A 25,527-nucleotide genomic window follows, 5' to 3' on the forward strand; every position below is an offset into this window, starting at 1 on the left:
TCATCCCTGTGCCAGGAGGATCTGCTTCCAGATCGCGATTTCGTCGTAGTAGCCGTATTCGCGCCGAAGGCCCCAGGGTCCGAACTCGGCATGGCTCATCCCCATGACGTGGACGCGCGCGCCGGTGGGCCGGCCGAAGGCACCCCAGCCGTCGTGGGTCCCGTCCAGCGACCAGCGGATCGCGGCGCGCGGGGGCAGCATGTCGCCCTCCATCCCGATCCGATGGTGGATGGTGAAGGTGGCCGAGGGAAAGGACGATCGCAGACCGACCCAGAACCCGGTCGCGTCCTCGCGGCCCAGCGTCGCCAGCCCACCCGCGTAGTCGCCGATCACCGCGCGGTCATAGCCCTTGAGGATGTGGGCGAAGTCGGCCTCCATGATCCGGGTCAGGGTCGCGGCATACCGCTCGCCCCAGGCGTTGTCGTTGCCGCGCCCGTGGTAGCCGCCGTCGATGTCGTCCTCGGGCCGGAACGGCATGGTCGCGCTGCCCGGGCCGCCCTCGGCCTCGATCAGGCCTTGCGCATAGGCGCGCGGGTCCATCCCCAGGGCGCGGACGATGCCGCCATAGTCGCGCACCAGCCATTCGTCGTAGATCGTCTCGTCCCGCGCGGCGCAGTCGGCGATGACGCGCACGGTCCAGCCGCGGCCGGTGGCCGGGCCGAACTGCCCGTCGCGTGTATGGGTCGCCGTGGTGATCAGCCGGTGCGACGACAGGTGCCCGTGGGCGGGATCGTTGGACCAGATCACGTCCTCGCCGAAAAGCTGGCGGTCCGGAAATTCGTGCACGGTGGCCATGGTCGAGGCGATCACCGCCTTGTTGCCGCGCTGGATCCCCATGGGCGAGCGCACGACGATGTCGTCGCTGTAATAGCGGTTCAGCGTCTCGATCCCGCGGTCTTCCCAGATCTGCTTGGTGATGCCGATGATGTAGCTGGGAAAATCGGCGAACTGTGCGGAATAGCTCATTCGGTCCATCCTTCGGGGCAGCGGGCCGAGCCGCGCAGGACAAGCGCGGCGTCGATCCGGATCGATTGCGGGGCGCGGTCGGGCTCGGCGATCTGGGCCACCAGCGTCTCGACCGTGGAATCGACCATGCGGCGCACCGGCTGGCGCACGGTTGTGAGGTCGTAGGCGGGCCAGGCGGCCATGGGCACGTCGTCGAAGCCGACGACCGACACGTCGCCCGGCACCGACAGCCCCATCTCGTGGCGCAGCGTGTCCATTACGGCGAAGGCCATGTGGTCGTTGCCGACGAAGATGGCGTCGGGTGGCGTCGCTGTGTCCATCATCGCCAGCGTGGCCGCGCGGGCCGCGTCGCGGTCGTAAAGACCGTCGATCACGGCGACCGGCGCCGTCCCCGCCTCGGCCAGCCCGGCCTCGAAGCCCAGCAGGCGGTCGCGCCCGGTCGAGGATTGCTGCCACCCCGCCACGTGGGCGATCCGCTGGTGCCCGCCCGCGACGAGAAACCGCGCGACCTGCCGCGCGCCCGCGTCATTGGCCGAGGTGACCGAGGACAGGCCGACCCCGTCCTGCCCGCGGTTGAACAGGACGATGGGAATGCCCGCCTGCGCGCAGCGGTCGGTCAGGTCGTTGGTCATCGCAACCGACGCGGTGATGATCCCGTCCACGCGATAGGCCGTCAGTTCGTCCATGACGCTTTCGATCTCGGACGGACTGTTGCCGACGGTGAAGACGAGGATGCGGTAACCCTCGGCCTTCAGCGCGCGCGACAGCAGTTCCAGCGCGACCGGGTAGAACGGATTGTCGAAATAGGCGACCACCAGCCCGATGATGCCCGACCGCCCGGTGATCATCGCCCGGGCCCAGGGATTGGGGCGATAGCCCAGCTCCGCGGCCGCGCGGCGGACCTTCTGGGCGGTGGCCGCGCTGGCCGAGGCGCCCGAGAACACGCGGCTGACCGCCGACTGGCTGACACCGGCCAGCCGGGCCACGTCCAGCGATGTGACCTGGCTGTTCATTCCGCCGTCCACCCCCCGTCGACCAGCAGCGACGTCCCGGTGACCAGCGCGCCCGCGTCCGACGCCAGGTAGACCACGGCGCCCATGATGTCCTCGACCTTGCCGACGCGCCCCAGCTTGATCTTGGATTGCACCCAGGCCACCCGCTCGGGGTCGCTGAAGGTGGGCTCGGTCAGGGGCGTGCGAATGAAGGTGGGGCAGATCGTGTTCACGCGGATGCCCTTGGGGCCCCATTCGATCGCCATGGACTTGGTGAAGCCCTCGACCGCGTGCTTGGTGGCGCAATAGACCGCGCGGTCGATCCCGCCCACATGGGCCATCTGGCTCGAGATATTGATGAGGCTGCCCGGTTTGTCCGCCGCCAGAAGGCCGTTCGCCACGGCCTGCGTCAGGAAATAGGCGGCGCGGATGTTCAGCTGGCTGACAGCGTCGAAATCCTGCGCCGTGGTGTCGGTGGCCGCGCTGTGGCGGGCCAACCCGGCCGAGTTCACCAGGATGTCGAAGGGGCCGCGTTCGACCACTGCCCGTGCCGTCGCGTCGATGTCTGTGATGTCGAGCGGCAGAGTCTCGGCCCGCCAGCCCTCGGCCCGCATCTCGGTTGCCAGGGCGTCGAGATTGTCGGCCGAGCGGGCGACCAGCGTCACCTCGGCGCCCGCCTCGGCCAGCGCCACGGCGCAGCCTTCGCCGATGCCCGAGGAGGCGCCGGCCACCAGAGCGCGGCGCCCATCGATCCGGAAGGACGGTGTGCGGGGCAGGGTCATGCGGCCTCCGGGTAATGGATGCCCCGGAAGGGCGGGAAATCGGCATAGCGGGCCGCGCGCGCGGCCGTGGGTTCGGACGGTGCGTCACCCGCCGCCAGAAGCGTGCCGCGCGGCGCGATGTAGCTGGCGATCTTGCGCTTCGGCCGCTCGGACCAGGTGAGGTTCAGGGCCGCGAGCCTGGGGAAGAACTGCTGCTCGGAATAGGGCAGGTGGTCGTGGATCCACCAGGCGAGGTCGCGCCAGTCACGCCCCCGCGCGTAGCCATCCGCGAACCACGGCACAACGATGCAGACGGTCGCCCCCATGGCGCCGTCCGCGTCGCGCCGGTCCCAGATGTGGCCGCCGTAATTCAGTTCGTTGCGCGAGCATTTCTGCGGCCGTACCTCGGTCGCGCCGAAATGGTTCAGGTCGGGCGAGCGATAGCCCGACCGCACGTGGATCGGGCCGAAGGTCTCGACCAGCGGGTCGAGCAACTCCACGCACAGCCGGGTGCCGGCCGTGACCAGCAGGTCGGGATCGTCGGGGATGTTGGCCTGCCCGTAGAAGCACCCGATCTCGGAGAACAGGAAGTCGCGCAGGAAGAAATGGCGCGACAGCCGCACGCGGCCCAGATCCTCCAGCGCGGTGTAACTTCGCGGGCGGCGTCTCATTCCGCGGCCTCGCCGTAAGGCACGTTGCGACCGCCATAGCGGCGGACGCGCAGGTTGCACTGCTCGGCATGGCCGACGAACCCTTCCAGCATGCACAGCCGCGACCCGTAGGCGCCGATCATCGCGGCCGCCTCGTCGGTCAGGATCTTCTGGTAGCTGTGGGTCTTCAGGAACTTGCCGACCCAGAGACCGCCGGTATAGCGCCCGGCCTTCTTCGTGGGCAGCGTGTGATTGGTGCCGATCACCTTGTCACCATTGGCCACGTTGGTGCGCGGCCCCAAAAACAGCGCGCCGTAGCAGGTCATGTTCTCGAGATACCAATCGTCCCGGTCGGTCATGACCTGCACATGCTCGGACGCAATGTCGTCGGCGACCTTCAGCATCTCGTCGTGGTCGTCGCAGACGATCACCTCGCCGTAGTCGCGCCACGAGGCGCTGGCGGTGTCGGCGGTGGGCAGGATCGCCAGCAGGCGGTCGATCTCGGCCAGCGTCGCCTCGGCCAGCTTGCGCGAGGTGGTCAGCAGGACGGCGGGCGAGTTGTAGCCATGCTCGGCCTGGCCCAGCAGGTCGGTGGCGCAGATCTCGGCATCGACGGTATCGTCGGCGATGACCAGCGTCTCGGTCGGGCCGGCGAACAGGTCGATGCCGACACGGCCGAACAGCTGGCGCTTGGCCTCGGCGACGAACGCGTTGCCGGGACCCACCAGCATGTGGACGTGGTCGATGGTCTCGGTCCCCAGCGCCATGGCGCCCACCGCCTGGATGCCGCCGAGCACGTAGATCTCGTGCGCGCCGCCCAAGTGCATGGCGGCGATCACGGCCGGGTTGGGCTTGCCCTTGAAGGGCGGGGTGCAGGCCACGATGCGCGGCACGCCCGCGACGCTGGCCGTGGCCACGGACATGTGGGCGCTGGCCACCATGGGGAACTTGCCGCCGGGCACGTAGCAGCCCACCGATTGCACGGGGATGGTCTTGTGACCCAGGATGACGCCCGGCAGCGGCTCGACCTCGAGATCCAGCATGGTGTCGCGCTGGGCCTGGGCGAAGTTGCGCACTTGCTCCTGCGCGAACTTGATGTCGTGCAACTCCTGCTCGGACAGCTCGGCCATCAGGGCGTCGATGTCCGACTGGCTCAGCCGGAACGATTCGGGCGTGTAGTTGTCGAACTTCGCGGCCAACTCGCGCACGGCGGCGTCGCCGCGCGTCTCGATCTCGCGCAGGGTCGCCTCGACCGTGGCGCGCACCTGTGCGTCGTCATCGGCGCGCTCGGACTGGGACTTGGCGGTCTTCAGATATTCCATCGGTTTACTCCGGCTCGGACGGTGTGGCGCGGCCTTCGTCGAAGGCTTCCCAGCCGTGGCCGTCGAACACGTCCCGGCCCAGCTGCGCGCAAACGGCGGCGAAATCGACCGAGACGGGGTTGTCGGCGATGCGCCCGTCCTCGACGCGCCAGAAATCCATGTACGGGATCCTCACGCGTTTGCCGGTGGCGGGGATGCCCATGAAGGTGCCGGAATGCGTGGCCTCGATATGACCCCAGCAGGCGGCCCAGTCGCCGTCGGCCATGAAATGCTCGGTCCTGTAGTCGCGGTCGGTGAAGGCCGCGCGCAGCGGCAGTTGCCAGTTGCGGCGGAATTCCTCGACCCCGCGCTTGGTGCCGCAGCCCTGGTTGCCGCGCCACAGGAAGTCCCCGTGGAAATAGCGGGTCATGTCGTTCTCGCCGGCGGCGAGCCCGTCTTCCATCCGCTTCACCGCGTCGAGCGTGGCCTGCGATCTCGCGTCCCGCCCGCTCATCGGTTCGTCCCCAGCCGTTCGCCGCTGTCGCGGTCGAACAGGTGGCAGATGCCCGGCGGGATAGACACCGACACCTCGGTCCCGATCTCGGCGCGGTAGTCCTTGTCGGCCTTGACCGAAACCAGCGTGCCGCCCGCGCGCATGGTGACCATCGTCGCCTCGCCCAGCAGTTCGAGCGAGTAGATCGACGCGCGTAATTGCCCGTCCTCGGCCAGCGTCGCGTCCTCGGCCCGGAAGCCCAGCGTCACCGGTCCGTCGGGGCCGGTCAGGCCCGGGATGCGGACCTTGTCGGCCTCGAACGTGCCGTCCTTCAGGGTGCCGTCCATCAGGTTCATGGCCGGGCTGCCGATGAAGCCCGCGACGAAGGTGTTGGACGGGTTGTCGTAGATCTCGGTCGGGGTGCCCACCTGCTGGATCACGCCCCGCTGCATCACGACGACACGGTCGGCCAGCGTCATCGCCTCGATCTGGTCGTGGGTGACGTAGATCGTGGTGACCTTCAGCTCGTGGGACAGGTTCTTGATCTGCGCGCGGGTGCTGACCCGCAGCTTGGCGTCGAGGTTCGACAGCGGCTCGTCCATCAGGAACGCGTTGGGGGTGCGGACGATGGCACGGGCCAGGGCCACGCGCTGGCGCTGGCCGCCCGAAAGCTCCTTGGGGCGGCGGTGCAGGAAATCGGTCAGCTCGACCATCTCGGCGGCGCGGCGCACGGCGGCGTCGTGGTCGGCCTCGTTGGTCTTTCGCACCTTCAGCGGGAAGCGGATGTTCTCGTAGACATCCATGTTCGGGTAGAGCGCGTAGGACTGGAACACCATGGCCACGTCGCGGTCCTTGGGGTCGAGATCGTTGATCCGCCGCCCGTCGACCAGGATGTCGCCGCTGGTCACGTCCTCGAGCCCCGCGATCATGCGCATGGTCGTGGTCTTGCCGCAGCCCGACGGTCCCAGCAACACCAGGAATTCGCGGTCCGCGATGGTCAGGTTGAAATCCGCCACGCCGACGAAATCGCCCCAGCGCTTGTGCACGTTCTTCAGCTGTATCTCGGCCACGGCGCACCCGGTGTTGCATACGTTTGCAAGCACCTTAGCCGCGGCAATTTGACTGCGGCAACCCTATTCCAAGGGGAATTTCGCACTCACGTGAGAAATTTGGTCTTGCCAAGTGGCCGCCCGGTCGCCCTTACTTGCAAGCGTATGCAAGTTTGCCGCGCCTCGCGCGCGCGTCCGAGCTGAAACACCGAAGACCCGGGGTCACCGGGCGCGAAACCATCTAGGGAGACCCGATACCATGAGCTTCATGAAAACCACCGCCCTGGCATCGGTGCTGGCCGTGACCGGCACCGCCGTGCTGGCCGATTGCCCCGTGACCGAGGGCCGCCTGTCCCTCGTGGGCAACGAATTTCCCGCCATCCAGTCCGTCGCCGCCCTGGCGCAGGAGTGCATGGGCGAGGGCACCGAGGCCAGCGCCAACCTGACCGCCGACCACCAGAAGATCAACGTCGCCGGCATGAGCGGAAACCCGGCGGAATACACCAGCGCCATCATCGCCAACTCGTCCATCGTCGCGCTGATCAACGAGGACGTGATCCGCCCGCTGGACGACCTGATCGCCGAGTACGGGCAGGACATTCCCGACCTCCAGAAGATCACCATCGACGGGCAGGTCATGGCCATCGCCTTCATGGCGAACGCGCAGACGCTGGTCTATCGCGCCGACGTGCTCGAGCAGATCGGCGTGGACGTGCCCGAGACCTACGAAGAAGTGCTGGAAGCGGCCGAGATGATCCGCGAGCAGGGGATCATGGAGAACCCGCTGGGCGGCGCCTATGCCGCCGGCTGGAACCTCGCCGAGGAATTCGTGAACATGTATCTCGGCCATGGCGGCCAGTTCTACGAGGCGGGCACGCCCCAGGTCGCCATCAACAACGAGGCGGGGGTCAAGACGCTCGAGATGCTGAAGGCGCTGAGCGAGTACATGAACCCCGACTACCTGACCCACGATTCGAACGCGACCAGCGCCGAGTGGGAAGCGGGCAACGTCGCGCTGATGAACATGTGGGGCTCGCGCTCGGGCGTGCTGATGGACGAGGAAGGCTCGGAGCCGCAGGTCTACGAGAACACCAAGGTGGCGCCGCCGCTGACCGTCGATGGCGGCGATATCCCGGCCTCGACCCTGTGGTGGGACGGCTGGACCGTCGCCAAGAACATCAGCGACGAGGACGCGGCCGCGACCTTCCAGGCGCTGGCCCATGCCACGTCGCCCGCGCTTCTGAACGACAAGACCATGGGCGAGGCCGTGTGGCTGATCGACGGCTACGAGCCCGCGCCGGTGAACGAGGGCGTGCTGGCCGCGACCCGCATGGGCACCCAGCCCTACCCGATGCTGCCCTACCAGGGACTGCTGCACACCGCGCTGGGCGACAACATCGCCGACTACCTGCAGGGCAACGAGACGGCCGAGCAGGCGCTGTCCGACATCGAGGCCGCCTACACGGCCGCCGCGCAGGAAAAAGGCTTCCTGAACTAAACGCGCCCCGGACGATCCGGCGGGGCGGCCACGCGCACGCCCCGCCACCCCCGGCAAGGACGACCCGCCATGAAACACAAGAGCTTCTTCTGGTTCGTCCTGCCGTCGAGCATCGCGATGCTCCTGTTCATCTTCTTCCCGATCCTGTCGGTGCTGCTGCAATCGGTCTTCACCGAGCACGAGCAGGTCATCAAGGAGGTCCGCAACTGCGGGCCGTTCGGCTGCCAGACCACAACCTCCATCGACCAGGAGGCGACCGCCGCCCTGCGCGAGGCCGAGCCGCTGGGCCGGTTCGTGGGCCTTGGCGTCTATTTCGACCGCGGGCACCTGGCCTTGTCCGAGGTCGCGCAACTCTGGCGCGAAAGCGCGGGACTGGGCGCGTTCTTCGACCGCCTGCTGAACCTACCGTTCTACAAGGCCATCGCCTTCACCCTGACCTATACCTTCGTGGTCACGCCGCTGACCATCGTGCTGGGGTTCGTCATCGCCGTGGCGGTGAACTCGGCCGCGCGGGCGATCCGCGGGCCGCTGATCTTCGTGTCGCTGCTGCCCTTCATCATCACGCCGCTGGTGGGCAGCCTCGTGCTGTTCTGGATGCTGGACGCGCGGGGGATCATCGGCTCGGCAATGCAAGTGCTGGCGGATGATCCCGACCTGTCCGTGAAGGCGTCGACGCCGCTCATGTGGACGATGCTGATGGTTTACGGCGTCTGGCACAGCGCGCCGTTCGCCTTCATTGTCTACTATGCGGGGCTTCAGACAGTGAACCAGGACACTCTGGAAGCCGCGATGGTCGACGGTGCCTCGCGGTGGGAGCGGATCCGCTACGTCGTCATCCCGCACCTGCTGCCGATCACGACCTTCATCGCGCTGATCCAGCTGATGGACAATTTCCGCGTGTTCGAACCCATCGTCAGCTTCTCGGCGCAGGCCCATGCCACGTCGCTCAGCTGGGCGATCTACAACGACCTGTCGGGCGAGACGCGGCAGCTGAGCTCGGCCGCCGCGACGTCGTTTCTGACGATCATCGGCGTGGCGATCCTGCTGTCGCCGGTCATCGTGCGCACCTACCGCGATTTCACCAGGAAATAAGCCATGGCGTCCAAGGCCTTTCGCAAACCCCTTCCGCTGCAGGCGCTGCTGATCTTCTTCCTCGTGGTCTGGGTCGTGATGGCGGCCTTCCCGTTCCTCTGGACGGTCTGGGGGTCGTTCAAGGTCGAGGGTGATTTCTTCTCCAAGGCCGACTGGGCCAACGCGATCTTCGGCACGCGGACCCGGGCCGAGACCGGGGACCTGTTCACCGGGCAGGGCTACTACGGCGCGTGGGTTCAGGAAGAATTCTGGCGCGCCGCGCTGAACACGCTGATCGTCTGCGCGGCGACGGTGATGATCTCGCTCACCTTCGGCACGCTGGGCGCCTATGCGCTGTCGCGGTCGACCTACCGCTACGCGTTCTGGTTCCTGATCATCGCGCTGATCTTCCGGGCCATGCCGCCGATCACGCTGGTGTCGGGGTACCTTCCGGTGTTCTTCGACTGGAACCTTTGGGGGCATCTGCCCACGGCGATTATCGTGCTGGTGGCGATCAACCAGCCGTTCACGCTGTGGATGCTGCACAGTTTCTTCAACAACATCCCCAAGGACCTGGACGAAAGCGCCATGGTCGACGGCTGCACCCGGTTCCAGGCGTTCCGGCACGTGATCGTCCCGGTGATGTGGCCGGGGGTCATCACCACGGCCCTGTTCTCGTTCCTGCTGGCCTATAACGACTTCGCCATCACCGCGCTGGTCCTGTCGAAGGAGAACCAGACCATGGTGCCGAAAATCGCCAGCTTCCTCGGCACCACGCAGACCAAGGGCAACGTCATGTTCGCCGTGGCGGCGGTGGTGTCGGTGACCGCGCCGCTGTTCGTGATGATCATGTTCTTCCAGCGCCAGATCGTCAGCGGCCTGACCGCGGGGGCGGTGAAGGGCTGAGGCCGCGCACCTGCGCCGCGACGCGGCCATTACACATCCCCATGGCCGCCATGCGAAATCGGTGCTTCATCGTGTCGCCGCCGCGCGCTAGTGTCGCACCGCCCACGGTCGCGCGTGGGCGCATGCGAAGGGTTCCGTGATGTCCTTCCAGGCGGAAAAGGCCCTGGTCCTCGATCACTACGACGCCCTGTCCCGGGCGACGCCCGAGACGGTCGCCGAAATCCTGTCCGAGCGAACGGCGCCCGACTGGCTCTGGCGCGGCGTGCGCCCGTTCGAATCGCGCTGCGGCGCGCGCGACGTGGCCGAGACGCTCTGGCAGCCGCTTCTGACCGCGATGCCGCGGCTGCAACGGCGGCCCGACATCTTCTTCGCGGGCCACTCTGACCGGGCCACGGGCGGTGTCTGGGTCGTCCAGATGGGCCATCTCATGGGGCTGCTGGACCAGCCCTTCCTGACGATCCCCGCCAGCCGCAAGATCGCGATGCTGCGCTATGCCGAGTTCAACCGCGTCGAGAACGGCCGAATCACCGAGACCGCGTTCTTCTGCGACCTGCTGCACCTGGCGCGGCAGGCTGGCCTGAACCCGTTGCCCCAGCAGACGGCGCAGCACCTGGTCCAGCCCGGCCCGCTGACCCATGACGGGCTGCTCTACCGCGACGCCGACCCGGCCGAAGGGCGAGAGACCCTCGACCTGATCGAGCGGATGATCGGCGACATCAACACCCGCGCGCGGTTCGAGACGCCCGAACAGGAACTGGCGCAGACCTGGCACGACGACATGATCTGGTGGGGCCCCGAGGGGATCGGCGCGACCTACACCATCCCGCGCTACATCGAGCAGCACCAGCGTCCGTTCCGCACGCACCTGTCGGACCGCGTCTTCAATGGTCACGTGGCGCGTCTGGCCGAAGGAAGCTATGGCGGTTTCTTCGGCTGGCCCAACCTGTCGCTGACAAATTCGGGCGCCTTCATGGGCGTGCCGGGCGACGGGGTGACGCGCGCCGACATGCGGGTCGTCGATATCTATCGCCGCGCGGGCGACAGGCTGGCCGAGAACTGGATCTTCATCGACATGCCCCATTTCCTGGCGATGCAGGGCGTGGACGTGCTGGGGCTGGACGCGCTGGTGCCGACGGTCTGAGGAAAATCAGGGCGCCTGGCGCAGCGCCTCGGCCCGGTCGTAGACGATGAGACCCAATCGCTTGCCCGCGGCCACGCTCAGTGTGTCGCTGTCGATGCCCTGCCTGGCCTGGAAGCGCCGGATCGCGGCGCGGGTGGGCGCGTCGATCTCGCCCGAGGGTGGCCCCTCCAGCAGGTCGCGGACGATCAGCGCGCGCTGCACCGACAGGATGAACTCGGGCGTCCATTCCTCGCGGCACGGGGTCTCGAACCAGATTTCCTTGCGGTCGCTGACGATCCGCTGCGAGGTCTGGGTGCGGTAGCGCGGGCCGTCCTCGAGCGTGCCGTCGGGCCGGCGGCGCGGGGGCAGGGCGGTCTGCTGGGTAATGGTCTCGATCACCGCGGGCGTGTCGTCGCGGCTGTGGCAGGCGCGCGGGCGGTCGGTGGCGATACGCTGGCTGCCGGTCGCCTCGAGCGCGGGTTCGATGAAGCGCGACACGCCGACCCCGCCCGCGCCGCAGGCGGACAGGCCAAGGCACAGGGCCAGGGGGGTCAACAAGGATCTCATCTGCTCGGCGGGCCTCTTGCGGGTCCGTATCGGCAGCACGCTAGCGTGGATCGCCGGCCGATCCTAGCGTCCAGCGGCCACCGGCGCGGGATCGGCGGCGGATGTGTCTTCCGTGCGCAGCAGGTCGTCCAGCATCCAGCTGATATCCTCGATCACCTCGGCGATGACATGGGTCACGCCGCCCTCGCGTTGCAGCCGCCCGGTCACCCGCAGGCAGCGCCCCGCGATGACGGCGCGGCGGAACGTCTCGTAGAGCGCTTTCCAGACAATGACGTTGCAGGTCCCCGTCTCGTCCTCGAGCGTGATGAAGATGACCCCGTGGGCCGTGCCGGGCCGCTGGCGCACCAGGACCAGCCCCGCCACCGCGACCCGCGCGCCGTTGGGGGCGCGGTCGAGCATGCCGTGCGGGATGCAGGCCGGCGGGCGCGGCCAGTCGTCGGGGCGGGGGGCGAAATCGGGCATGGGAACAATTATAGAACATCGAGCGCGCCGCGCCAAGATCGTCAAATCGCTTCTGGCCCTCGGCAGGGCGAAAGCCTACCTATGGCGCAACCGTAGGAACAGCATGGGAAGACCGCGCAAATGGCGAAAATCACCTATATCGAACACGGCGGAAAGGAGCACGTGGTCGACGTGCCCAACGGGCTGACCGTGATGGAAGGCGCGCGCGACAACGGTATCCCCGGGATCGAGGCCGATTGCGGCGGCGCCTGCGCCTGTTCGACCTGCCATGTCTACGTGGCCGAGGAGTGGGTCGACAAGCTGCCGCCCCGCCAGGACATGGAAGAGGACATGCTCGATTTCGCTTACGAGCCCGACGCCAACCGTTCGCGCCTGACCTGCCAGTTGAAGGTCAGCGACGCGCTGGACGGTCTCGTCGTGCAGATGCCGGAAAAGCAGATCTGATGCGGCGCGCGGCGGCGGTGCTGGCCCTTGCGCTGGCCGCTGCCGCGCCTGCCGGGGCCGAGGGGATTGCCGCGGCCCGGTTCACCGACCCCACGACACGCTATGACCACGCGGTGCTGGGCGACGCAGTGGAATACGGCGCGCTGGAGATGCGGACCGAAACCGGTCGCCGGATCACCGTGACCCTGCCCGAAACCCGCGTGTTCGAGGACCTGGCGCCGCGGCTGGTCGATCTCGACGGCGACGGCGCGTCCGAGGTCCTGGTGATCGAGACCGACATCGCCCGCGGCGCGCGCCTGTCGGTCTACGGCGCGGACGGGCTGATCGCGGCGAACGACTTCATCGGCCGCAGGAACCGCTGGCTGGCCCCGCTGGGCGCCGCCGATCTCGACGGGGATGGGCAGGTCGAAATCGCCTATATCGACCGGCCCCACCTTGCGAAGACCCTGGTGATCCTGCGCCGCGCGGGCGACCGCCTGGTCGAGGTCGCGCGCCATGCGGGCCTCACCAACCACCGTATCGGCGACGACTGGATCTCGGGCGGCATTGCCCGGTGCGACGATGGGCGCATGGTGATGCTGCTGGCCGATGCCGATTGGCGGCGGGCCCGCGCGGTGACATGGGACGGCGCCCGCTTCGCCATCAGGGATCGTGGCCTGATCCGGGGACGCGACGACCTGTCCCCGCGCCGCGCCTGCGGCTAGACGGCGCTCACGCCGCCCCGTCGTCGTCGTCCGCGGACCCGAAGGCGCCCTGTTCCCGCAGTCGTGACACGTCGTCTTCCGACAGCCCCCAGCCGGACAGCGCATGCGTATCCGGCCGGGCGGCCTCGGCCGGCGACCGTCCGATGGCACCGGGGGTGCGCGACAGGCGCGGGGCGGGTGCGGGCTGTGTCACCCCGTCGATGCGCGTGAACACGTCTCGCGCGCGGTTGGCCGGATGCGCCGCCGCCTCGGACTGCGACAGGACCGGCGTCACGCAGCCATCGCTGCCGTCGAACAGGGCCACCCAGTGATCGCGCGGCTTCTGCCGGAAGATCCGCGCCAGAACGTCGGCGCAATGGGCATCGTCCTCGGGCCGGGCCGCCACCATGCGCGGCTCGGATTCGAGGCCGAGGCGGGACAGCAGGACCTTGCGGAAGGCGGGTTCGATCGCGCCCACGACCAGCCATTCCCCGTCGGCACATTGATAGGTGCGGTAGAAATGCCGCGCGCCATCCAGCGGACCCGCGCCCGGCATCGCAGCGCCCGCCGTGCCGACCGCGCCGAGTGCGGTCACAAGCGAAGCAAGGTTCGCCGAGCCGTCGACGATGTTGGCATCCACCATCTGGCCCGTCCCGGTGGCCCGCGCCTGCATGACCGCCGACAGCAGCCCGATCACGGCAAACAGCGCCCCACCCGCCATGTCGCCCACCAGCGGCGGCATCCCCCGCGGGGGCGCCCCGTCGCGCCCGAACAGCGACAGCACGCCCGACAGCCCGAGGTAGTTCAGATCATGTCCGGCCATTCCCGCCATGGGGCCGTCCTGGCCCCAGCCGGTCACGCGCACATAGGCCAGCGCCGGGTTCCGCGCGTGACACGCGTCCGGTCCCAGGCCCAGCCGTTCCATCGTGCCGGGGCGGTACCCCTCGATCAGCGCCGAGGCGTCGCCGGCCAGCCGTAGGATCAGGTCGCGTCCGGCCTGCGATTTCAGGTCCACCTGCACCATGGGGCGCGAACGGTAGAAGATCGCGGCCTGCGTCATCGCGGAGAAATCGAGACCGTCGCCCAGCGATGGATACCCGCCGGGCCGGTCGATGCGGATCACCTGCGCGCCCAGGTCGGCCAGCACCATGGCGGCGTAGGGCACCGGTCCGATGCCCGTCATCTCGATGATTTTCACGCCCGCCAGCGGACCGGTCGACTGCTCCATGCCGCCGAGCCTAGCCGCGCCCGCGCCGCCTGCGCGACCCCGAAAATCGCGCGCGGGCCCTTCCATCGCCGCCCGGCCCGGTTAGGCTGCAACCCGGGCACAGTCGGGGAGGGGCGCATGCCGGGACAGTATTTCGACGAGTTCGAGGAAGGCCAGGTCTTCGATCACGAATGGCGGCGCACGATCAGCCAGGCCGACAACCAGTGGTTCTCGCTGCTGACCATGAACCCGCAACCGCTGCATATCGATCACCACGCGGCACAGGCGACCGAGTTCGGGCGTCCGCTGGTGAATTCGCTGTTCACGCTGGGCTGCATGGTGGGGATGAGCGTCAACGACACCACGCTGAACACCACGGTCGCCAACCTGGGGATGGAGAAGGTGAAGTTCCCCCATCCCCTGTTCGAGGGCGACACGATCCGCATCCGCACCACGGTCCTGGGCAAACGCGAAAGCGCGTCGCGCCCGAACGACGGCATCGTCACGCTGCGCCACGAGTGCTTCAACCAGGACGACGTGTTGTGTGGCACCTGCGAGCGGGCGGCCCTGATGAAGAAACGGCCCGCCGATGGCTGATCTGGCGGGACGGCGCGCGCTGCTGGTGGGCGGAAGCTCGGGGCTGGGGCTGGCCGCGGCGCGGGCGATGCGGGCGGCTGGCGCCACGGTGACCATCGCCGGGCGCAACCCCGACCGCGCGACCGAGGCGGCGCGCGCGCTGGACTGCCACGTGGTCACGGGCGACGCGGCGGATCCGGAGCAGTCGGCGCGCATGGTGGCCGAGGCGGCATCGGCCATGGGCGGGCTCGACACGCTCTGGTCCTCGGCGGGCGGCGACCCGATGCCCCGGCTCCAGCGCGACACGCCGCTGGCCGAGGTCATGGGCGACCTGACGGGGACGCTGGCCCCGGTCATCCTGCCGGCGCGCGCGGCCTTCGACCACATGGCGGCGACCGGGGGCGGGAGCCTGATCCTCGTCGCGTCCGACGCGGGCAAGATCCCGACACCGGGCGAGACCGCCATCGGCGCGGCCATGGCGGCGATTATCCAGTTCGCCCGCGGGCTGGCCGTCGAGGGCAAGCGCGCGGGCATCCGCGCCAACACCCTGACGCCGTCGATCGTGCGGGGCACGCCGCTTTACGACCGGTTGATGGGCGATGCCTTCGCGGGCAAGCTGTTCGCCAAGGCCGAGTCCATGGCCAGCCTGGGCGTGGCCGAGCCGCAGGACCTGGCCGACCTGGCGGTGTTCCTGGCCGGTCCCGGCGCGCGGCGCATCACCGGGCAGGCCATATCGGTGACCGGCGGCATCTCCGCCCTGTAGCAAAGGAGGGCCGCGCATGGCCAAGGACCACGGCACGTTCGAGACGGCGAATAACAGCCCCGTCTTCTTCGACGACACCCACCGCATGTTGCGCGACCAGGTGCGCCGCTTCGTCGAGACCGAGATCAAGCCGCACGGCGACGCGTGGGAAGAGGCCGGGATGGTCCCACGCGACGTGCTTCGCCGGATGGGACAGCTCGGCTTCTTCGGCATCCGCTATCCCGATAGCCTGGGCGGCGCGGGGTTGGACGAACGCGCCACCGTTGTCTGGGCCGAGGAGCTTGGCCGCTCGACCTTCTCGGGCGCGGCGATCACGGCGCTGGTCCATACCGACATGGCGTCGGTCCACATCTTCAACGCGGGAAGCGAGGCGCAGCGGCAGGACTGGATCCCCCGCTGCATCTCGGGCGACGCGATCAGCGCCGTCGCAGTGACCGAACCCGGTGCCGGGTCCGACGTGAAGGGCATCCGCACCACCGCGCGCCGCGACGGCGACCACTGGGTCCTGGACGGCACCAAGCTGTTCATCACCAACGGGGTCCATGCGGACGTGTACTGCGTCGCGGCGCGCACCGATCCCGACGCGCGGCCCAGCCAGTCGGTCAGCATGTTCCTGGTGGAAAAGGGAACGCCCGGCTTCACCGTTTCCCGCGCGTTGGACAAGCACGGCTGGCTGAGCTCGGACACCGCCGAGCTGAGCTTCGCGGGCGCGCGGGTGCCGGCGGATGCGATGCTCGGCGCGCGGGGGCGTGGCTTCTACGAGATCATGAAGAACTTCCAGAACGAACGGTTGGTCCTCGGCGCCATGGCCATGGGCGAGGCGCAGGCGGCGCTGGAGCTGACGGTGGCGCAGGTCAAGCAGCGCACGGCCTTCGGCGCGCCGCTGTGGGACAAGCAGGCGATCCGGCAGCGGCTGTCGATGCTGGCCGCGCGGGTCGAGGCGTGCCGCCAGATGGTCTATGCGACCGCCGCGCGGATGGCGGGCGGCGAAGAGCAGACCCGCGAGGTCTCGATGATCAAGGCGCTGGCGGGCGAGCTCGTGAACGAGGTCATGTATGACTGCGTGCAGTTCCACGGCGGCATGGGATTCATGCGCGGCACGGCGATCGAGCGGATGGCCCGCGACGCCCGCGTGCAATCCATCGGCGGCGGCGCGACCGAGGTGATGCTGGAAGAGGTCGCCAAACGGATGTGACGCGCCGGATCCTGCCCGACGATCTGCCGAGGATCATCGCGGATGATCTTCCCGAGACGATCCGCGATCATCCCGCCACCTGAAAGGAATAGCCATGGCCCCGCCCTTCATTCCCTACGACGCCGCCGCGCGCCTGACCTGGCCGGACGCGGTCGAGGCGATCCGCGCGGGCCACGAACGGCCGCGCGCCGACCTGGGGGACATCTTCCTGGGTCCCTCGGACGGCACGCTTCTGACCCGCGCGGCCTTCATCCCCGGGCTTGGCTACGGCGTGAAGGCGGTCAGCGTCATGCCGGGCAACCCGGGCCGTGGTTTGCCGTCGGTCCAGGGGGCGATGACGGTCTTCGATCCCGACAGCGGGGCGGTCACCGCGCTGATCGACAGCAAGCTGGTGACCGAGTTCAAGACCGCCGCCGACTCGGTCCTCGGCGCCCGCCTCTTGGCGCGCCCGGACAGCCGGCACCTGCTGATCGTCGGGGCCGGTACCGTCGCGCGAAGCCTCATCCACGCGTATGCCGCCGTCTTCCCGGGGCTCGAGCGCATCACGCTCTGGGCCCGCCGGCCCGAGCAGGCGCGAGACCTCGCAGACGACATGAAGGACGCACCCATCCCGCCCGGGGTGGCCGAAGATCTGTCCGCCGCGCTGGCCGAGGCCGACATCGTCTCGACCGCGACCATGGCGACCCAACCCGTCCTGAAGGGCGAGTTCGTGCGGCCCGGCACCCACGTGGATCTGATCGGCGCCTTCCGCGCCGACATGCGCGAGGCCGACGACGCGCTGATGCGCAAGGGACGCCTGTTCGTCGACAGCCGCGACACCACGATCGGCCATATCGGCGAGTTGACGATCCCCATCGCCGCGGGCGTTATCGATGCCACGGACGTGCTGGGCGACTTCTACGACCTCGTGCAGCCCGGGGCGGCGCGGCGTGGGGCCGACGATGAGATCACCGTGTTCAAGAACGGCGGCGGGGCGCATATGGACCTGATGATCGCCGACTACATCGCCCGCGCCATCGGCTGAGCCGCGCGGGAAGGAGCCAGAGCCATGACCGACACCTGCCCCCGATCCTGGCTTTTCGCGCCCGGCGACAGCGCGCGCAAGATGGAGAAGGCCCTGGGCTCGGGCGCCGACGCGGTGATCTTCGATCTCGAGGACTCGGTCGCGCCGGACGCCAAGGATGCCGCCCGCGCGAGGACGGCAGAGGCGCTGGCCGCACCCGTGACCGGGGCCGGCCGCTGGGTGCGGGTGAACGCGCTCGACACCGGGCGGACGGACGCCGACGTGGCCGCCACCGTTGGGGGCGGGCCGGACGGCTACGTCCTGCCGAAATGCGAGGGGGCCGAGGATATCGCGTCGCTGGCCGCGATGATCGACGGCCATGGCGGCGGGACGGATCTGCCGATCGTCGTCATCGCCACCGAGACGGCCCGCGCCGTGCGCAACCTCGCCCATGCCGACTGGTCGCATCCAAGCCTCTACGCCATGGCGTGGGGGGCCGAGGACCTGGCGGCCGACCTGGGCGCGCTGGCCAACCGGGACGAGGGCGGGGCCTTCCTGCGCCCGTTCCTGCTCGCGCGCGATACGATGCTGTTCGCGGCCCGCGCCGCCGGGGTCGCGGCCATCGACACCGTCTTCACCGATTTCCGCGACGACGCCGGGTTGCGGGCCGAGGCTGCGGCGGCGATGACGCTGGGCTTCGCGGGCAAGCTGGCCATCCACCCGGCGCAGGTCGCGGCGATCCACGAGGCCTACACCCCGACCGCGGCGCAGGTCGACTGGGCCGAGCGGGTGGTCGCCGCGCTGGACGGAAAGGCGGGAGTGGCGCAGCTGGACGGACGCATGATCGACCAGCCGCACCTGCGCGCGGCGCGGCGGATCCTGGCGCTGCGCGACGCGGCGCGGGCTTGACGCCACCGCGCCCCGGCGCGACCTATGCGCCATACCCACATGAAGGAGCCCCCAATGTCCAATCCGGCAATCGACGATGTCCAGCTTGACCGGCTGGCCGACGTGGCGGTCCGCGTCGGGCTGAACTTGCAGGAAGGCCAGGACCTGATCCTGACCGCGCCCGCCGAGGCGCTGCCGCTGGTGCGGCGGGTGACGGCCGCGGCCTACCGCGCCGGCGCCGGGCTGGTCACGCCGCTGCTGTCGGACCCCGAGGTGACGCTGGCGCGCTACCGCGAGGCGGGCGATCACAGCTTCGACCGCGCGCCGGACTGGCTTTACGGCGGGATGGCCGAGGCGTTCGGCAACGGCGCGGCGCGCATGGCCATCGTCGGCGACGACCCGATGCTGACCGCCGACGAGGACCCCGAGCGCGTGTCGCGCGCCGGCAAGGCGAACTCGATCGCCTACAAGCCCGCGCTGAGCCACATTTCGAACTTCAAGATCAACTGGTCGATCCTCGCGTGGCCGGGCCGCGCCTGGGCCATGCGGATGTTCCCCGATCTCGACCCCGACGCGGCGCAGACGAAGCTGGCCGAGGCCATCTTCGCAGCCTCGCGCGTGTCGGACGAGAACGCCGTCGCCAACTGGCAGGCGCACAACGCCCGGCTGGCCGAGCGGACGGCGTGGCTGAACGACCAGCGCTTCGACGCCTTGCAGTACAGCGGCCCGGGTCTGGACCTGACCGTGGGGCTGGCCGACGGGCACGAATGGATGGGCGGCGCGTCGCGCGCGCAGAACGGCGTCGTCTGCAACCCCAACATCCCCACCGAAGAGGTCTTCACCACGCCCCACGCCGCCAGGACCGAGGGCCGGGTGCGCGCCACCAAGCCGCTGTCGCACCAGGGCACGCTGATCGACGGGATCGAGGCCACCTTCCGCGAGGGCCGCATCGTCGAGGTCAGCGCGACCAAGGGGCAGGCGGTGCTGGAGAAGCTGCTGGATACCGACGATGGCGCCCGGCGGCTGGGCGAAGTGGCGCTGGTGCCCCACGGCTCGCCCATCTCGCAATCGGGTCTGCTGTTCTACAACACGCTGTTCGACGAGAACGCGGCCTGCCACATCGCGCAGGGGCAGTGCTATTCCAAGTGCTTCCTCGACGGCGACTCCATGAGCGAGGAAGACGTCGCCAAGGCGGGCGGCAACAGCTCGATGATCCACGTGGACTGGATGATCGGCGGACCCGAGACGGATATCGACGGCGTGCGTGCCGACGGCAGCAAGGTGCCGGTCTTCCGCAAGGGCGAATGGGCGTGACACACTTCGGCAGGGCGGACCGGTGACGCGGATCGCCGTGGCCGGCGCCGGGCTGATCGGCACGCGCCATTTGGACGCCCTGCGTCTGGCGGGCATCCCCGTTCACTCGGTGATCGATCCGGACCCGTCCGCCGCCGATATCGCCGCGCGCCATGGCGTGCCGCATCACGCCGATCTTGCCGCGGCCCTCGCGACCCGGCCGGATGGCGTGATCCTGTCCACCCCGAACACCCACCACCGCGACGGCGCGCTGGCCTGCATCGCCGCCGGCGTGCCGGTGCTGGTGGAAAAGCCGCTGGCCGCGACCGTCGCGGACGCGCGCGCCATCGTCGCCGCCGGGCAGGCGGCGGGCGTCCCGGTCCTGACCGGCCACTACCGGCGGCACCAGGGCGTCGTTGCCGCGGCCAGGGAACGGATCGCGGCCGGCGCGCTGGGCACGCCCGTCGCCGCCCACGCGATGTTCTGGATCGCCAAGCCCGACGGCTATTTCGACACGGCCTGGCGGCGGGCGCCGGGGGCGGGGCCGCTGCTGGTGAACCTGATCCACGATCTCGATTTGTTGCGCTTCCTGCTGGGCGAGGTCGGAAGCGTGCGGGCAATCGCGTCGAACTGGGTGCGCGGGTTCGAGAACGAGGATCACGCTGCCGCGCTTATCACGTTCGAGAGCGGCGTGATCTGCACGGCCCAGATCTCCGACGCCATCGTCGGGCCGTGGAGCTGGGAGATGACCAGCCACGACAACCCCGCCTATCCGCCGACCGACCAGAACGCGCTCTGGATCGGGGGCACCCACGGATCGCTCGCCCTGCCGCGCGGCGAACTGTGGGACGACGGTGGCCGCCGCGACTGGATGACCCCGATCCGGCGCGAGACGTTGACGCGCGCCACGCCCGATCCGCTGGTGGCGCAGGCGCGGAATTTCGCGGACGTGATCGCGGGCCGCGCGTCACCGGTCTGCTCGGGCGCCGAGGGGCTGGCGACACTGGCCGCGCTCGACGCGCTGATCCGCGCGACCCGGTCCGGCGGGGTCGAGCGTCCGGCGCCCTGAGATGGGCTGGACAAGCCCGCGCCAAGGGGGCCATCTGGGGCCATGACCGATCCCCTTCCGCACCTCGAAACGCGCATCGCCCAGGCCCGCGGCGACGCGCCCGCCGACACCGTCCTGCGCGGGGGGCGGGTGCTGGACCTGGTGACCGGTGACCTGCTGGACGGCGACGTGGCCATCGCGGGTGACCGGATCGTGGGCACCTGCGATAGCTACGACGCCGCGCAGGTGATCGACGTGACGGGCCTGACGCTGGTGCCGGGCTTCATCGACACCCACCTGCACGTGGAAAGCAGCCTGGTCACGCCGCTGGAATTCGACCGCTGCGTGACCCCGCGCGGCGTCACCACCGCCATCTGTGACCCGCACGAGATCGCCAATGTGTTGGGGGCCGGGGGCATCCGCTGGTTCCAGCAGGCGGCGCGGCTGACGCTGATGGATTTGCGGGTGCAACTGTCGTCCTGCGTGCCCTCGACCGACATGGAAACGGCGGGCGCCGAGCTGTCGGCTGAGGATATCGCCGAATTGATGGGCGACCCCAGCGGTATCGGCCTGGCCGAGGTGATGAACTATCCCGGCGTCGTCCACCGCGATCCCGGGATGATGGCCAAGCTGCGGCTGTTCGCCGACGGTCACATGGACGGGCACTGCCCGCTTCTGTCGGGGCGCGACCTGAACGCCTATGCCGCCGCCGGCATCCGGACCGAGCACGAAGCGACCAGCGCCGCCGAGGCGCGCGAGAAGTTGCAGAAAGGCCTGCGCGTGCTGATCCGCGAAGGTTCGGTCAGCAAGGATCTGGAGGCCTTGCAGCCGCTGCTGACCGACATCACCGCACCCTACATGTGCCTGTGCACCGACGACCGCAACCCGCTGGATATCGGCGAGGAAGGACACCTGGACCACATGATCCGGCGGCTGATCGCGCTGGGCACTTCGCCGCTGGCCGCGTACCGCGCCGCGTCGCTGTCGGGGGCCGAGGCGTTCGGGCTGAAGGACCGGGGCCAGATCGCCCCCGGCAAGCGCGCCGATATCGTGGCGGTCGGCTCGCTCGAGTCGTGTGACGCGCGGCTGGTGATCGCCGGTGGCCGGGTGGTGGACGACCGTGCCTTCGACGGGCGGGAAGGCCTGCCCGGGATCGGCCGCGGTTCGGTCAAGGCGCCGAGGCTGGTGGCGGAAAGCTTCCGCTCGACGGCCAACCGCGAGGAAACGCCCGTCATCGGCATCCGCGAGGGGCAGATCCTGACCGATCACCTGACCGAGGCGGTGGCCGTCCGCGATGGCGACAAGCGGCCCGACCCGGCGCGCGACCTCGCGCGTATCGCGGTGATCGAGCGGCACGGGCGGAACGGTAACATCGCGACCGGCTTCGTGCGCGGCTTCGGGATGACGCGCGGGGCCATCGCGTCGACCGTGTGCCACGACCACCACAACATCGCCTGCGTGGGGGTCGATTACGACGCCATGGCGCTGGCCGCGAATCGGCTGGCCGAGATCGAGGGCGGTTTCGTCGTGGCCGATGGCGACAAGATCCTTGCCGAACTGGCGCTGCCCATTGCCGGGCTCATGTCGGACCAACCGTTCGAGCATGTGCGGGACCGGCTGATCGATCTGCGGGCCGCCGCGACATCGCTGGGCGTCACCCTGAACGAACCCTTCCTGCAACTGGCCTTCCTCGCCCTGCCGGTGATCCCGTCGCTGAAGATCACCGACCGCGGGTTGGTGGACGTGCTGAAATTCGAGATCATTCCATGAAACACGGCGGACAGCTGCTGGTCGATTGCCTTCATGCGCAGGGCGTGAGCCGCGTCTTCTGCGTGCCGGGCGAGTCGTTTCTCGCCGCGCTCGACGGGCTCTACGATGCCGAGATCGACACGGTGACGGCCCGGCAGGAAGGCGGCGCCGCGATGATGGCCGAGGCGCATGGCAAGCTGACGGGCACGCCGGGGGTGGCCTTCGTCACGCGCGGCCCCGGCGCGACCAATGCCTCGGCGGGCGTGCACGTGGCGATGCAAGACAGCACGCCCATGATCCTGTTCGTGGGGCAGGTCGCCCGCGACCAGCGCGACCGCGAGGCGTTCCAGGAGGTCGACTACCGCGCCATGTTCGGCCCGCTGGCCAAGTGGGTGGCCGAGATCGACCAGACCGACCGCATCCCGGAATACGTTTCGCGCGCCTTTCACGTGGCGCAGGCGGGGCGCCCCGGACCGGTGGTCCTGGCCCTGCCCGAGGACATGCTGTCGGCCGAGACCGATGCCGAGGCCACCCCGGCCGCGATCCTGCCGCAGGGCGGCGCGCCAGAGGACCAGGTCGCGCGGGTGATCGACGCCGTGGCGGCGGCCGAAAACCCGTTCCTGATCGTGGGCGGGGGCGGCTGGACCGGCGACGCCGCACGCGCGCTGGGCGATTTCGCGGCGCACGCGCAGATCCCTGTGGGCGCGTCCTTCCGCTGCCAGGATTACCTGGACAACCGCCACCCGAACTACGCGGGCGACGTGGGGCTGGGCATCAATCCCAAGCTCGAGGCGAGCGTGAAGGAGGCCGACCTGCTGGTCGCGCTGGGCACACGGTTGGGCGAGATCACGTCGGGCGGCTACTCCCGCGTCGTGCCGCCCGTGCCCGCGCAGCGGCTGGTCCATATCTACAACGACCCATCCGAGATCGGGCGCGTCTTCCGCCCCGAGATCGCGGTGACCGGCAACGTCGCCGCCATCATCCGGCAACTGGCCGAGGCCGCCCGTGCGCCCGACAAGGATCGCGGCGACCAGGTGAAGGCCGCCCGCGCCGCCTACGAGGCATGGCAGGAGCCGGTCGAGACACCCGGCGATCTGAAGATGGAGCGGCTGATCGCCCATCTCAACGACACGCTGCCCGACGACGCGATCCTGACCAACGGGGCGGGCAATTACGCCGGATGGCTGCACCGGTACTACCGGTTCCGTGGCTGGCGCACGCAGCTGGCGCCGACCTCGGGCTCAATGGGATATGGCCTGCCCGCCGCGATCGCGGCCAAGCTGCACGCGCCCGATCGCGACGTGATCTGTCTTGCGGGCGACGGGTGCTTCCAGATGGTCAGCCAGGAATTCGGGACGGCATGCCAGTATGGCGCGAACGTGGTGGTGCTGGTGGTCAACAACGGCCATTACGGCACGATCCGGATGCACCAGCACCGCCACTACCCCGGCCGCCCCTCGGGTACCGCCATGGTCAACCCGGATTTCGCTGCGCTGGCCCGCGCCTACGGTGCCTTCGGCGCTACCGTGCAAACCGATGCCGCGTTCGCCGAGGCCTTCGCCGCCGCCCGCGCGGCCGGGACGCCGGCGCTGCTGGATCTCAAGGTTTCGCCCAAGGCGCTTTCGACAACCTTGGAACTCCCCGAGTGAGGCCGCGCAGCCAGACCTTTCTTCGGTATGAGATCAGCGGCGCGGCACGGTATAGAGCACGAAGCCACCGACCCGGTTGACCTCGATCGCGCCGGTCTCGGTCACGAAGACGCCCAGGTTCTCGGCGCCCGCGGGGCAGGCGACCAGGTCGGCGGCGTCATCCAGGAATTGGTTGGTGTAGTCGCTTTCGCCCACGCGGCGGCACTGGTCCGCGGCATCGCGGTAGCCGCCCATCAGCGGCAGCTCGACCGGCGTGGCAGGCTGCATCACGCAGGCGGCGAGCAGGGGCAGGGCGAGGGGGGCAAGGCGGGACATGGTCGGCTCCATCATGCTGGCGGGGATCTCTCCCCTGCTAGCATCTCGTCGCGCCCGAGGTCAGCCGGAAACCACGCGGGGGATGACCGGTGCATCACTGACCGGCCGCAACCCGCCGGACCAGCGCGATGCGATCCGCGTTCGGGGGGTGGGTGCCCAGGAACCGGTTGCCGGGATCGGGCACCCGGTTGAAATAGGCCACGCCGCGCACCGGGTCGTAGCCCGCCCGTTGCGTGATGATGGTTCCCAGCGCGTCGGCCTCGAGCTCGAAATCCTTCGAGAACCGGCGCGACCCGTAGAAGGCCCCCAGGTTCTGTGCTCGCTGAATCGTCACCGCGTCGCCGCCGCCAAGCGTGGCGAGCGCACCGGCCAGCACCGCGCCCGTCGCAGCCGAGGCCTGGCCGCGGGCGATGTGGCCCTCGATATGGTGTGCGGCCTCGTGTCCCAGAACGAAGGCCATCTCGTCCGCGTTTGCGGCGGTCTGGATCAGCGGCAGGGTGAAACCGACAACGGGTTGCCCCCCGGGACCCAAGGTCTGGAACGCGTTGGGAGGCAGGCCCGGCCGGTCATCCACGACCACGGCGTAGTCGCAGCGCACGCCCCGCGTCCGCGTGCGGCATTCCTGCTGGGCGATGGGCATGACGCGGTTCACCACCGCCTGGAAGGTCCGTGCGCGGCTGGCGTCGACCCCCGAAGGCGGAGCCTGCGGCGCCGGCGCCTGGACGGGGCCGCCCGGCTCGGGGCCGGGCTGCATGATGACGAGTTCGCCGCACCCGGCGAGGGCGAGCAGGGCGGCGACAAGAACTTGGCGGGCGTGGCGAACGATAGGCATGAAGCGGAGAATAACTCTGCCGGCTGCGGCGACCAGTCACGTTTTC

27 protein-coding genes are annotated in these 25,527 nt (G+C 69.4%); 15 read left to right on the forward strand and 12 right to left on the reverse strand.

What is annotated here, in order from left to right:
- Genes BMX96_RS13960 through BMX96_RS13990 form a run of 7 tightly spaced genes read right to left on the reverse strand, consistent with a single transcriptional unit; the run spans nucleotide 1 to nucleotide 6,233 of the window.
- Entirely contained in the window at nucleotides 1–975 is a 975-nt protein-coding gene (locus BMX96_RS13960) for a nuclear transport factor 2 family protein (RefSeq protein ID WP_139210108.1), read from the reverse strand.
- Entirely contained in the window at nucleotides 963–1,979 is a 1,017-nt protein-coding gene (locus BMX96_RS13965; RefSeq protein WP_091846052.1) for a LacI family DNA-binding transcriptional regulator, read from the reverse strand. Before BMX96_RS13965 ends, BMX96_RS13960 begins: the two co-directional genes overlap by 13 nt.
- Nucleotides 1,976–2,740: an SDR family NAD(P)-dependent oxidoreductase gene (locus BMX96_RS13970; RefSeq protein WP_091846053.1), complete on the reverse strand. Its 765-nt coding sequence runs from the start codon at nucleotides 2,738–2,740 to the stop codon at nucleotides 1,976–1,978. Before BMX96_RS13970 ends, BMX96_RS13965 begins: the two co-directional genes overlap by 4 nt.
- The gene (locus tag BMX96_RS13975) at nucleotides 2,737–3,390 is read right to left on the reverse strand and encodes a hypothetical protein (RefSeq protein WP_091846054.1); all 654 of its coding nucleotides are present in this window, start codon (nucleotides 3,388–3,390) and stop codon (nucleotides 2,737–2,739) included. The genes BMX96_RS13970 and BMX96_RS13975 overlap by 4 nt, the downstream gene beginning before the upstream one ends.
- Nucleotides 3,387–4,691, reverse strand: a complete 1,305-nt coding sequence (gene hisD, locus BMX96_RS13980; protein ID WP_091846055.1) for a histidinol dehydrogenase — start codon at nucleotides 4,689–4,691, stop codon at nucleotides 3,387–3,389. Before hisD ends, BMX96_RS13975 begins: the two co-directional genes overlap by 4 nt.
- 4 nt (nucleotides 4,692–4,695) lie before the next feature.
- On the reverse strand, nucleotides 4,696–5,184 hold the full coding sequence (locus BMX96_RS13985; protein ID WP_091846056.1) for an ester cyclase: 489 nt from the start codon (nucleotides 5,182–5,184) through the stop codon (nucleotides 4,696–4,698).
- A complete protein-coding gene (locus BMX96_RS13990) occupies nucleotides 5,181–6,233 on the reverse strand; it encodes an ABC transporter ATP-binding protein (protein ID WP_091846057.1) in 1,053 nt (350 codons plus the stop codon). The genes BMX96_RS13985 and BMX96_RS13990 overlap by 4 nt, the downstream gene beginning before the upstream one ends.
- Before the next feature lie 238 nt (nucleotides 6,234–6,471).
- On the opposite strand from BMX96_RS13990, the gene BMX96_RS13995 reads away from it, so the two are divergent.
- The 4 genes from BMX96_RS13995 to BMX96_RS14010 all read left to right on the forward strand — a co-directional run bounded on the left by BMX96_RS13995 (nucleotide 6,472) and on the right by BMX96_RS14010 (nucleotide 10,828).
- Entirely contained in the window at nucleotides 6,472–7,710 is a 1,239-nt protein-coding gene (locus tag BMX96_RS13995) for an ABC transporter substrate-binding protein (RefSeq protein ID WP_214606854.1), read from the forward strand.
- Nucleotides 7,711–7,779: 69 nt separating this feature from the next.
- Nucleotides 7,780–8,802 (forward strand): carbohydrate ABC transporter permease, encoded by a 1,023-nt coding sequence (locus BMX96_RS14000; protein WP_091846059.1) that lies wholly within the window; start codon nucleotides 7,780–7,782, stop codon nucleotides 8,800–8,802.
- Between the two features lie 3 nt (nucleotides 8,803–8,805).
- Nucleotides 8,806–9,687, forward strand: coding sequence for a carbohydrate ABC transporter permease (locus BMX96_RS14005; RefSeq protein WP_073127988.1), 882 nt, complete (start codon nucleotides 8,806–8,808; stop codon nucleotides 9,685–9,687).
- Between the two features lie 139 nt (nucleotides 9,688–9,826).
- Complete coding sequence (locus BMX96_RS14010; RefSeq protein ID WP_091846060.1) at nucleotides 9,827–10,828, forward strand: nuclear transport factor 2 family protein; 1,002 nt, start codon at nucleotides 9,827–9,829, stop codon at nucleotides 10,826–10,828.
- A gap of 6 nt (nucleotides 10,829–10,834) precedes the next feature.
- Here BMX96_RS14010 and BMX96_RS14015 read toward each other — a convergent pair whose 3' ends face one another.
- Together BMX96_RS14015 and BMX96_RS14020 are read right to left on the reverse strand one after the other, a co-directional pair.
- On the reverse strand, nucleotides 10,835–11,362 hold the full coding sequence (locus tag BMX96_RS14015) for a peptidoglycan-binding domain-containing protein (RefSeq protein WP_091846061.1): 528 nt from the start codon (nucleotides 11,360–11,362) through the stop codon (nucleotides 10,835–10,837).
- Between the two features lie 75 nt (nucleotides 11,363–11,437).
- A complete protein-coding gene (locus tag BMX96_RS14020) occupies nucleotides 11,438–11,836 on the reverse strand; it encodes an OB-fold nucleic acid binding domain-containing protein (protein WP_073127991.1) in 399 nt (132 codons plus the stop codon).
- A gap of 120 nt (nucleotides 11,837–11,956) precedes the next feature.
- Between BMX96_RS14020 and BMX96_RS14025 the strand changes: the two genes are divergently transcribed.
- Entirely contained in the window at nucleotides 11,957–12,280 is a 324-nt protein-coding gene (locus BMX96_RS14025; protein WP_073127992.1) for a 2Fe-2S iron-sulfur cluster-binding protein, read from the forward strand.
- Complete coding sequence (locus tag BMX96_RS14030; RefSeq protein WP_091846062.1) at nucleotides 12,280–12,984, forward strand: FG-GAP repeat domain-containing protein; 705 nt, start codon at nucleotides 12,280–12,282, stop codon at nucleotides 12,982–12,984. Before BMX96_RS14025 ends, BMX96_RS14030 begins: the two co-directional genes overlap by 1 nt.
- A 7-nt stretch (nucleotides 12,985–12,991) precedes the next feature.
- Here BMX96_RS14030 and BMX96_RS14035 read toward each other — a convergent pair whose 3' ends face one another.
- A complete protein-coding gene (locus BMX96_RS14035) occupies nucleotides 12,992–14,191 on the reverse strand; it encodes a CaiB/BaiF CoA transferase family protein (RefSeq protein WP_091846063.1) in 1,200 nt (399 codons plus the stop codon).
- Between the two features lie 117 nt (nucleotides 14,192–14,308).
- Between BMX96_RS14035 and BMX96_RS14040 the strand changes: the two genes are divergently transcribed.
- The 9 genes from BMX96_RS14040 (at nucleotide 14,309) to BMX96_RS14080 (ending at nucleotide 24,334) form a co-directional block, all read left to right on the forward strand.
- Entirely contained in the window at nucleotides 14,309–14,767 is a 459-nt protein-coding gene (locus BMX96_RS14040) for a MaoC family dehydratase (RefSeq protein ID WP_073127995.1), read from the forward strand.
- Complete coding sequence (locus tag BMX96_RS14045; protein ID WP_091846064.1) at nucleotides 14,760–15,509, forward strand: SDR family NAD(P)-dependent oxidoreductase; 750 nt, start codon at nucleotides 14,760–14,762, stop codon at nucleotides 15,507–15,509. The genes BMX96_RS14040 and BMX96_RS14045 overlap by 8 nt, the downstream gene beginning before the upstream one ends.
- A gap of 16 nt (nucleotides 15,510–15,525) precedes the next feature.
- Nucleotides 15,526–16,704 carry an acyl-CoA dehydrogenase family protein gene (locus BMX96_RS14050; RefSeq protein WP_091846065.1) on the forward strand — a complete coding sequence of 393 codons (1,179 nt, stop codon included), beginning with the start codon at nucleotides 15,526–15,528 and terminating at the stop codon, nucleotides 16,702–16,704.
- 94 nt (nucleotides 16,705–16,798) lie between these two features.
- The gene (locus BMX96_RS14055; RefSeq protein ID WP_091846066.1) at nucleotides 16,799–17,728 is read left to right on the forward strand and encodes an ornithine cyclodeaminase family protein; all 930 of its coding nucleotides are present in this window, start codon (nucleotides 16,799–16,801) and stop codon (nucleotides 17,726–17,728) included.
- Between the two features lie 24 nt (nucleotides 17,729–17,752).
- Nucleotides 17,753–18,616: an HpcH/HpaI aldolase/citrate lyase family protein gene (locus BMX96_RS14060; RefSeq protein WP_091846067.1), complete on the forward strand. Its 864-nt coding sequence runs from the start codon at nucleotides 17,753–17,755 to the stop codon at nucleotides 18,614–18,616.
- A 54-nt stretch (nucleotides 18,617–18,670) separates the two neighbouring features.
- Nucleotides 18,671–19,909, forward strand: coding sequence for an aminopeptidase (locus BMX96_RS14065; protein ID WP_091846068.1), 1,239 nt, complete (start codon nucleotides 18,671–18,673; stop codon nucleotides 19,907–19,909).
- Between the two features lie 22 nt (nucleotides 19,910–19,931).
- Entirely contained in the window at nucleotides 19,932–20,957 is a 1,026-nt protein-coding gene (locus tag BMX96_RS14070) for a Gfo/Idh/MocA family protein (RefSeq protein WP_091846069.1), read from the forward strand.
- Nucleotides 20,958–20,999: 42 nt separating this feature from the next.
- Nucleotides 21,000–22,706 carry an adenine deaminase gene (ade, locus tag BMX96_RS14075; protein WP_091846070.1) on the forward strand — a complete coding sequence of 569 codons (1,707 nt, stop codon included), beginning with the start codon at nucleotides 21,000–21,002 and terminating at the stop codon, nucleotides 22,704–22,706.
- The gene (locus BMX96_RS14080; RefSeq protein WP_091846071.1) at nucleotides 22,703–24,334 is read left to right on the forward strand and encodes a thiamine pyrophosphate-binding protein; all 1,632 of its coding nucleotides are present in this window, start codon (nucleotides 22,703–22,705) and stop codon (nucleotides 24,332–24,334) included. Before ade ends, BMX96_RS14080 begins: the two co-directional genes overlap by 4 nt.
- A 33-nt stretch (nucleotides 24,335–24,367) precedes the next feature.
- Here BMX96_RS14080 and BMX96_RS14085 read toward each other — a convergent pair whose 3' ends face one another.
- Entirely contained in the window at nucleotides 24,368–24,649 is a 282-nt protein-coding gene (locus BMX96_RS14085) for a hypothetical protein (protein ID WP_091846137.1), read from the reverse strand.
- Nucleotides 24,650–24,743: 94 nt separating this feature from the next.
- A complete protein-coding gene (locus BMX96_RS14090) occupies nucleotides 24,744–25,481 on the reverse strand; it encodes a M48 family metallopeptidase (protein ID WP_091846072.1) in 738 nt (245 codons plus the stop codon).
- Nucleotides 25,482–25,527 lie beyond the last annotated feature (46 nt).

The organism is Palleronia pelagia (genome assembly GCF_900110115.1).
Classification (GTDB): domain Bacteria; phylum Pseudomonadota; class Alphaproteobacteria; order Rhodobacterales; family Rhodobacteraceae; genus Palleronia; species Palleronia pelagia.

What these genes read in the sequence shown, in the direction of transcription:
- BMX96_RS14050 (WP_091846065.1), top strand. Translation starts at nt 15,526, where the DNA reads ATGGCCAAGGACCACGGCACGTTCGAGACGGCGAATAACAGCCCCGTC.
- BMX96_RS13965 (WP_091846052.1), bottom strand. Translation starts at nt 1,979, where the DNA reads ATGAACAGCCAGGTCACATCGCTGGACGTGGCCCGGCTGGCCGGTGTC.
- BMX96_RS14040 (WP_073127995.1), top strand. Translation starts at nt 14,309, where the DNA reads ATGCCGGGACAGTATTTCGACGAGTTCGAGGAAGGCCAGGTCTTCGAT.
- BMX96_RS13970 (WP_091846053.1), bottom strand. Translation starts at nt 2,740, where the DNA reads ATGACCCTGCCCCGCACACCGTCCTTCCGGATCGATGGGCGCCGCGCT.
- BMX96_RS14085 (WP_091846137.1), bottom strand. Translation starts at nt 24,649, where the DNA reads ATGTCCCGCCTTGCCCCCCTCGCCCTGCCCCTGCTCGCCGCCTGCGTG.
- BMX96_RS14030 (WP_091846062.1), top strand. Translation starts at nt 12,280, where the DNA reads ATGCGGCGCGCGGCGGCGGTGCTGGCCCTTGCGCTGGCCGCTGCCGCG.
- BMX96_RS13960 (WP_139210108.1), bottom strand. Translation starts at nt 975, where the DNA reads ATGGACCGAATGAGCTATTCCGCACAGTTCGCCGATTTTCCCAGCTAC.
- BMX96_RS14055 (WP_091846066.1), top strand. Translation starts at nt 16,799, where the DNA reads ATGGCCCCGCCCTTCATTCCCTACGACGCCGCCGCGCGCCTGACCTGG.
- BMX96_RS14065 (WP_091846068.1), top strand. Translation starts at nt 18,671, where the DNA reads ATGTCCAATCCGGCAATCGACGATGTCCAGCTTGACCGGCTGGCCGAC.
- BMX96_RS14060 (WP_091846067.1), top strand. Translation starts at nt 17,753, where the DNA reads ATGACCGACACCTGCCCCCGATCCTGGCTTTTCGCGCCCGGCGACAGC.
- BMX96_RS13985 (WP_091846056.1), bottom strand. Translation starts at nt 5,184, where the DNA reads ATGAGCGGGCGGGACGCGAGATCGCAGGCCACGCTCGACGCGGTGAAG.
- BMX96_RS14035 (WP_091846063.1), bottom strand. Translation starts at nt 14,191, where the DNA reads ATGGAGCAGTCGACCGGTCCGCTGGCGGGCGTGAAAATCATCGAGATG.
- BMX96_RS14025 (WP_073127992.1), top strand. Translation starts at nt 11,957, where the DNA reads ATGGCGAAAATCACCTATATCGAACACGGCGGAAAGGAGCACGTGGTC.
- hisD (WP_091846055.1), bottom strand. Translation starts at nt 4,691, where the DNA reads ATGGAATATCTGAAGACCGCCAAGTCCCAGTCCGAGCGCGCCGATGAC.
- BMX96_RS14090 (WP_091846072.1), bottom strand. Translation starts at nt 25,481, where the DNA reads ATGCCTATCGTTCGCCACGCCCGCCAAGTTCTTGTCGCCGCCCTGCTC.
- BMX96_RS14010 (WP_091846060.1), top strand. Translation starts at nt 9,827, where the DNA reads ATGTCCTTCCAGGCGGAAAAGGCCCTGGTCCTCGATCACTACGACGCC.
- BMX96_RS14080 (WP_091846071.1), top strand. Translation starts at nt 22,703, where the DNA reads ATGAAACACGGCGGACAGCTGCTGGTCGATTGCCTTCATGCGCAGGGC.
- BMX96_RS13975 (WP_091846054.1), bottom strand. Translation starts at nt 3,390, where the DNA reads ATGAGACGCCGCCCGCGAAGTTACACCGCGCTGGAGGATCTGGGCCGC.
- BMX96_RS14005 (WP_073127988.1), top strand. Translation starts at nt 8,806, where the DNA reads ATGGCGTCCAAGGCCTTTCGCAAACCCCTTCCGCTGCAGGCGCTGCTG.
- BMX96_RS13995 (WP_214606854.1), top strand. Translation starts at nt 6,472, where the DNA reads ATGAGCTTCATGAAAACCACCGCCCTGGCATCGGTGCTGGCCGTGACC.
- ade (WP_091846070.1), top strand. Translation starts at nt 21,000, where the DNA reads ATGACCGATCCCCTTCCGCACCTCGAAACGCGCATCGCCCAGGCCCGC.
- BMX96_RS14000 (WP_091846059.1), top strand. Translation starts at nt 7,780, where the DNA reads ATGAAACACAAGAGCTTCTTCTGGTTCGTCCTGCCGTCGAGCATCGCG.
- BMX96_RS14020 (WP_073127991.1), bottom strand. Translation starts at nt 11,836, where the DNA reads ATGCCCGATTTCGCCCCCCGCCCCGACGACTGGCCGCGCCCGCCGGCC.
- BMX96_RS14045 (WP_091846064.1), top strand. Translation starts at nt 14,760, where the DNA reads ATGGCTGATCTGGCGGGACGGCGCGCGCTGCTGGTGGGCGGAAGCTCG.